The 5336-nt window shown below is 69.9% G+C and carries 6 protein-coding genes, 1 rRNA gene and 2 pseudogenes; 4 read left to right on the forward strand and 5 right to left on the reverse strand.

Translation table 11 applies throughout. The features are described 5' to 3' along the window. Positions 1-73 precede the first annotated feature (73 nt). Positions 74-189: ribosomal RNA gene (gene rrf, locus QR78_RS22165) — 5S ribosomal RNA — on the forward strand. Positions 190-512: 323 nt separating this feature from the next. Here rrf and QR78_RS36730 read toward each other — a convergent pair. Continuing rightward, a pseudogene (locus QR78_RS36730) lies at positions 513-956 on the reverse strand (FAD-dependent oxidoreductase); the annotation flags it as partial. A gap of 405 nt (positions 957-1361) precedes the next feature. Here QR78_RS36730 and QR78_RS22170 point away from each other — a divergent pair. Beyond that, entirely contained in the window at positions 1362-1556 is a 195-nt protein-coding gene (locus QR78_RS22170) for a hypothetical protein (protein WP_244276612.1), read from the forward strand. Positions 1557-2069: 513 nt separating this feature from the next. Here the strand turns inward: QR78_RS22170 and QR78_RS36195 are convergent. Both QR78_RS36195 and QR78_RS32065 read right to left on the reverse strand, forming a co-directional pair. Next, positions 2070-2399: a hypothetical protein gene (locus QR78_RS36195; protein ID WP_244276613.1), complete on the reverse strand. Its 330-nt coding sequence runs from the start codon at positions 2397-2399 to the stop codon at positions 2070-2072. A gap of 268 nt (positions 2400-2667) precedes the next feature. Continuing rightward, positions 2668-3372, reverse strand: a complete 705-nt coding sequence (locus QR78_RS32065) for a hypothetical protein (protein WP_125901351.1) — start codon at positions 3370-3372, stop codon at positions 2668-2670. 187 nt (positions 3373-3559) lie between these two features. Here QR78_RS32065 and QR78_RS36200 point away from each other — a divergent pair, with 187 nt between their 5' ends. Both QR78_RS36200 and QR78_RS36735 read left to right on the forward strand, forming a co-directional pair. Then, the gene (locus QR78_RS36200; protein ID WP_244276614.1) at positions 3560-3706 is read left to right on the forward strand and encodes a hypothetical protein; all 147 of its coding nucleotides are present in this window, start codon (positions 3560-3562) and stop codon (positions 3704-3706) included. Further along, positions 3657-3944, forward strand: a pseudogene (locus QR78_RS36735) (GCG_CRPN prefix-to-repeats domain-containing protein); the annotation flags it as partial. The gene QR78_RS36200 and the pseudogene QR78_RS36735, both read left to right, overlap by 50 nt. A gap of 14 nt (positions 3945-3958) precedes the next feature. On the opposite strand, the gene QR78_RS22185 reads toward QR78_RS36735, so the two are convergent. Then, positions 3959-4546, reverse strand: a complete 588-nt coding sequence (locus QR78_RS22185) for a YcbK family protein (RefSeq protein ID WP_048429755.1) — start codon at positions 4544-4546, stop codon at positions 3959-3961. Further along, positions 4543-5336, reverse strand: a 794-nt coding sequence (locus QR78_RS22190) for a type IV secretory system conjugative DNA transfer family protein (protein ID WP_158004065.1), incomplete at its 5' end; no start/stop codon positions are given. The genes QR78_RS22185 and QR78_RS22190, both read right to left, overlap by 4 nt.

Raw genomic sequence — 5336 nt, forward strand, 5'->3', positions numbered from 1 at the left:
ATGAAGACGCGCGGAGCAGCCACAGGCTGCAGCCTGCGAAAGACATGCTTGCCGAACGAACGTGCTTGGCCGGTCTGGTGGTCAGAGCGGGGTGATCAGAACCCGATCCCATCTCGAACTCGGCCGTTAACCGCCCCAGCGCCTATGGTACTGTGTCTCAAGACACGGGAGAGTCGGTCACCGCCAGACCTGCCAAGCACGTCACACGTTCCCTCGACACGATCGAAACCACGAAGCCCGCCCGGCTCACGCCCGGCGGGCTTTCTCGCGTTCGGGTGTCGCGGTCCGTCCTTCTCTGACCTGGACGGGGCACGCCCAGGCGCCCGGGACGGCACCCGGGGAAAGGAAGTCGACCTCGCAGGCGGCCGAGCGGCGCATCCGTCGGCCGCGGACCGATCCGCATCGGTATGCTCGCTCGAATGCAGGATCCGCCCGCCCGACGCCTCGAATCCCTCGGCACCGGGATGCACGGGCTTGTTCTCGTGGCTGAACCGGCCGGTGCAGAAAGCGGCGAAATCGTAGGCCTGCATGCGCGCGGCGGCGTCGGCCCCGGTCGTCGTCACGTCCCATCCCCGGTCCGCCCGCTTACCGCTTCTCCGGTGCGGATCAGCGGGACGAGGCCGAACCGTTCGGCACAGGCGCGCAGATAGGTGAAGACTTGGGCGCCCGACGGCCATTCCGGGTAACCGGCCGGCATCGGCAGGGCGCAGAAGGCGTAGATTGTCCTTCGGGGTCTGCGTCCGGACGTCGGGATGGCAGTACGACGGCTCCCACACCCCGCCGAGATTCGGGCCGCGCTCGAGCACCGTGACGCGATGCCCGTGCCTCCGGAAGGCCTTGGCGGCCGAAAGACCGCTGAGACCGGCGCCGATGACGCACACCTCGGCTTGCGTGACCATGAGGCCGCCTCCCGCCCGGGCGCCCCGACCGGGTGCACTCCATTCGAAAAATGTCATCCGGGTCGCGTCGCCTGGCTATCCCGATCGCGTCCCCCCTGTCCGGATCGCGCACCATTGCGCCGATGACGGCGAATCCAGCGGCGACATCGGGGTCATGCATACCGGCGGACGTTCGTTCGGCGGCTAGGACGGTCCGCGCCGAGCGCGGCGGATGTCCGATGCTCCGTCTCACGGCTCGGCAGCCTGCCGGGATGTCGGTAGATCCACCGACCGGGTGGCCGTTCCAGATTGTCCTTTCGCCGCCCTCGACAGTCGGTCGGGCCTCTTCTAGCTCTGGTGAGAAAGGAGGCGCCGATGCGACGCATTATGATTGTATTATTATCATGCCTACCGGCATTTTCGGGTCCAGCCTGGGCGGGTCTCAAGGTCGACGATCTGGCTTCGGTCTGGCCGAGAGCCTCGATGACGGACAAGATCGATTTCGCCAACCGGATGGGCAAGGCCATGACCGCGCTCTCGCCGGACCTCAACCGCGACTACTTCATGCGATGCCTGGAGGAGACCGCCAACATCGGCAACACCAAGGAACTGACGTTGAGCGACATGGTGCGCACCTGCGTTGCGCTGCAGGCTGGCGCGGCGTCTCACGACGAGTAGCCGATCGCGCCCGTGCGGCGGACGATGGGACTGGAGAGTGGCAAGGACCATCGGTGGTGCAGGCGAGGTGCCCGACCGCTTGGGCGCCCATACGGGCTCGCGTCCGTTCGTTTTCGCCCCGGACACCGCCGACTTCGGCGCCTTCCGGGCCCGGAGCTGCGCAACCCGGCCCGTGCTGCGGATGACGCCGCGATGGCGTGCGTGACGCGGCTCTTCCCATCGAATTGCGCCGGGCGATGAGGCGGCCGGCTCCTGCGCCGAGCCCGAACACGTTCCGACCGACGGTGCGCGAGGCGAGGATCGGCTCTCCGCAAACGCCACATCAGCTCTCGGGTCCGATCGCAAGACTTTTATGGAACCGGATCACTCGTCCAGGCAGAGCCGGAAGTAGCTCTCACGGATGGCCTCCTTCTCGCGAAAGCCCGTGGCTCGCGGATCGAGGAGTTCGGGCCCGTCCGGGACGCGACCGAAGGTCCGCGCTCGGACATCGACGAGGAACCCCCGCTCGCCCGTCTAGAGGCCATCGCGGTTCTTGACGTTCACCGACCCGCAGATATGCGAGGCGCCGCTCCGCCGCAGAGCCGAAACCTTGGCGTCCGGACCGGTCAGGTTTCGCTGGACCAGCTCCAGGACGAGCGCGGCGTCCGCCGGTCCGATCCTGGCCCCCGACCCATCCTCGATCGTCTGGCCGAAAGCGGGCGCAGCCAGGACCATTACCGATGCCGCTGCATTCGCGACGCGAGATCTGCGCCGCACGCTTGCAACCATGACGAGGGCTTTCCAGAAATCGGCTGCCGCGTTCCGGCCCATCCGGACGCGCGGGGTACGGTCTGCCCGTAGCATCGACGCAGATTCTAAAATGAATCGTATCGATACGCCAGATTATTCGACGACGGTGAGGTCGTCGCAGGTATATAATAATACAATAATCAAGATATCGCTTGGTTGCGGTCGGCCGAAGCGGTCACGGTCGAACATGGCCGGCGACCCCGACGGCACGGGGCGTCTTGGTCGAGGCCATGCGGTTCCACCTGGCCGCGATCGCGGAGCGGGATCGCGTCACCGTCCCCGCGATGGCGGGCGACCGGCCCGACGCCCGTTCGGCTGCCGATCACGCACCGACCGGGCCGAACAGCCGGGTGAGATATCGATAGTACAGCGGTTGGGTCCGTCCCAGCTCCTCCCGAGTGAAGGGCTCGCGGGCCAGCCGGCCGTGCAGGTAGACGCTCGCGGTCATGGCGAAGAACTCTTTCGGGTTGGCGAGCACGTAGGAACCTGCCGGGTAGAACCCACCCGCGCGGGCCCGCCCGTAGAAGGCCAGGATGTCCGGGTTGGTCACGCCGCCGGGCAGGATCCTGAGATGATAGACGTGCATGTATTCATGCAGCAGGATCGGGCGGACGTCGTTCGGGTCCGCGACGGCGATGGTCACCCGGTCGCCGCCATCGTAATGGCTGCCGGCCCCGGACCCCGTTTCCACCACCACCGGCACGCGGCGCAGGAATGCCTTGGTGCGGCGGTCGAGAACCGTCGCCTCGACGAGATCGACCTGATGCTCCGCCGCCCGCTGCAACGCGGCGATCTCGGCGTTGGGGACGTCGCGGCCCATCTCGATCCGGTAGCCGCGATAGGTCTCGGACCCGTCGCCGGAGCGTAGGGCGGGGGCGGCTTGCCGGGAGGCCGCGTGTCCGAGGGGTCGATGGGGCGAGCCTTGCACGGCCGGCACCGCCAAGGCCCTCGGTGCGAAGGCCGTTGTCAGGACGGCGAGCGCTGCCGCGGTGAGCCGGGCCGGCGATGCGGGGTAGGGGAGTGTCATGATCCCGGAGCCTTCCGTGTTCGTCGGCGGCCGCCGCGCATCGGCGGCGGGGCCTGCCATCGGGTTCGGCCGGACTATTGCGGCCGGACCGCGCGCGTGTGACGGACGGTCGGGCGGCTCGTAACGTTTTGTGACAACGCCCGTTTCGGCGTTGCCGGGCGGCCCGTCCCGATTCTCCTCGCAGGGCATGATCGACGGTCCCGCCATCGCCATCGCCGAGGACGACGACGACATCCGCACCCAGCTCGCCGAGTACCTGGAGGGCGAGGGGTTCCGCGTGGCGCGCTGTCGTCGGAGGGCTTCTCCTCGCCGGTTCGAGCGCCGAGGCCCGTGACGGGTGCGGCCCCGGCTTCCACCGCGGCGTCTACGGCTGGTGCCGGCCGAACCTCGTCTACCGGCCGTATCTCGTCCGTCCCTACGCCCTTGCGCCGGCCGATCGGCGGTTCGGCGGCCACCGCTGGGTCGGGTACCGCTGGCGCGCTCAGTACCGCTGGCATCGTCATGTCGCCTGGCACCGCGCCGGATACCGCGGGCGCGGCGCCCGGCATGCCGGCTGGCACCGGCGCGTCTGAGCGGCGGCGGGCCGTCAGCCCGCCGCCGGGCGGCCGATCCAGGTCCGGCGCTGCCAGACGTCGAGATGGGTAAAGCTGTCGTAGAGGCCGATCCCGCCCCCGGAGAAGAACGAGGCGGCGAGGGCCACGGCGCGGGGCGGATAGCCGCGCACCTGGATGTCGGCGGCGTAGCCGTAGAGGTGCATCGAGTTGCGCGCGGCGTTCTCCAAAGCGGCATTGTGCTCGGGCGTGCGGTAGCCGCTCGTCACCATCACGGGGAGGGGGCTCCCGTGCACCGCCGACATGCTGGCCTGCACGCCCGCCAGGAGGTCGAACAGGCTCGGCTCCATCCAGACCGCCCGGCCCTCGTCGCGGATGTCGCGCATGAACCAGGACAGGAGCAGGATCTGGGTCCGGTCGTGGCCGGCCCCGGTGCGGAAGCGGCTGCGCAGCTCGGACCCGTCCGGCCGCGTCAGCCAGAGCCGGTCTCGGCCGGTGGGGGCGTCCCGCACCGAATCGACCGCGCCCGCCACCGCCGACGACAGGCCCGCATCGATCCCAACGGCAAGACCAGCCGCAAGACCGGCGCCGCCGACGAGGGCGCGGCGGGTGAGGCCCGTCACCGGAAGGCGGCCGGCGGGGCCGCCCGGAACTTCGGGCTGACCGTCAGATGGATGATCCGCTCGCCGACGAAGGCCCGGGCGCCGCCCGCCGCGATCCTGACCGGATGGCTCGTTCGATCGACCGACGGCAGGCTCACGGCGCCGCTGCGGGCGAGGTCGTGGTAGCGGCCCATCCCGGTATAGTCCCGGTCGAGGCGGTTGAAATTCGCCGCGAAGCTCGCCCTCGCCTCGGCGATGCCGACCGCGAGGCCGGCCTCGAGCGCGACCGACCAGACGCCCTCCTCGGTGGAATCCTCCGGCCGCACCGCCGCCGCCGGCCCCGGCGGGGCGGGCGGCACGCCGGTGTTGTAGAGGTAGTCGCGCCAGTCCGGCGGCCGCAGCGCGAGGCGGGCCGGGCGGACGATCTCGAAGGCGCCGAGCGTCAGGTAGAGCGTGCGGTCGCCGACGCGCTCCCCGAGCCGCTGGAGCTCGGTGATCACCGGCGGCACCACGAGGCGCTCGATCATCAGCGGTCCGAAGTCGTAGCGCCGGTCGAGCTCCGCCCCGTAGACCCCGTCGAGCTCGGCGTTGAGCCGCGCCGTCTCCTCGGCGAAGCCCTGCCGGATGCCGACGCCCCGGGCCGCCTGGGCCAGAATCTGCTGGCGCAGGTCGCCGTTCTTGGATTGCAGCGCGCCGTAGCGCCCGAAGACCGGCGAGCCCGGATCCTGCAGCAATTCGTAGCTCGTGGCGGGATCGGGCGTCGGCAGCGCGGCACTGCTGCCCCCCGGCGCGCCGCCGCTTTGTCCGCCCC

This window comes from Methylobacterium indicum (genome assembly GCF_001043895.1).
Taxonomy (GTDB): Bacteria; Pseudomonadota; Alphaproteobacteria; order Rhizobiales; family Beijerinckiaceae; genus Methylobacterium; species Methylobacterium indicum.

Coding starts and splice junctions, on each gene's coding strand:
- QR78_RS22170 (WP_244276612.1), top strand. CDS start 1,362: ATGACGGACAAGATCGATTTCGCCAACCGGATGGGCAAGGCCATGACC.
- QR78_RS36195 (WP_244276613.1), bottom strand. CDS start 2,399: ATGCTACGGGCAGACCGTACCCCGCGCGTCCGGATGGGCCGGAACGCG.
- QR78_RS32065 (WP_125901351.1), bottom strand. CDS start 3,372: ATGACACTCCCCTACCCCGCATCGCCGGCCCGGCTCACCGCGGCAGCG.
- QR78_RS36200 (WP_244276614.1), top strand. CDS start 3,560: ATGATCGACGGTCCCGCCATCGCCATCGCCGAGGACGACGACGACATC.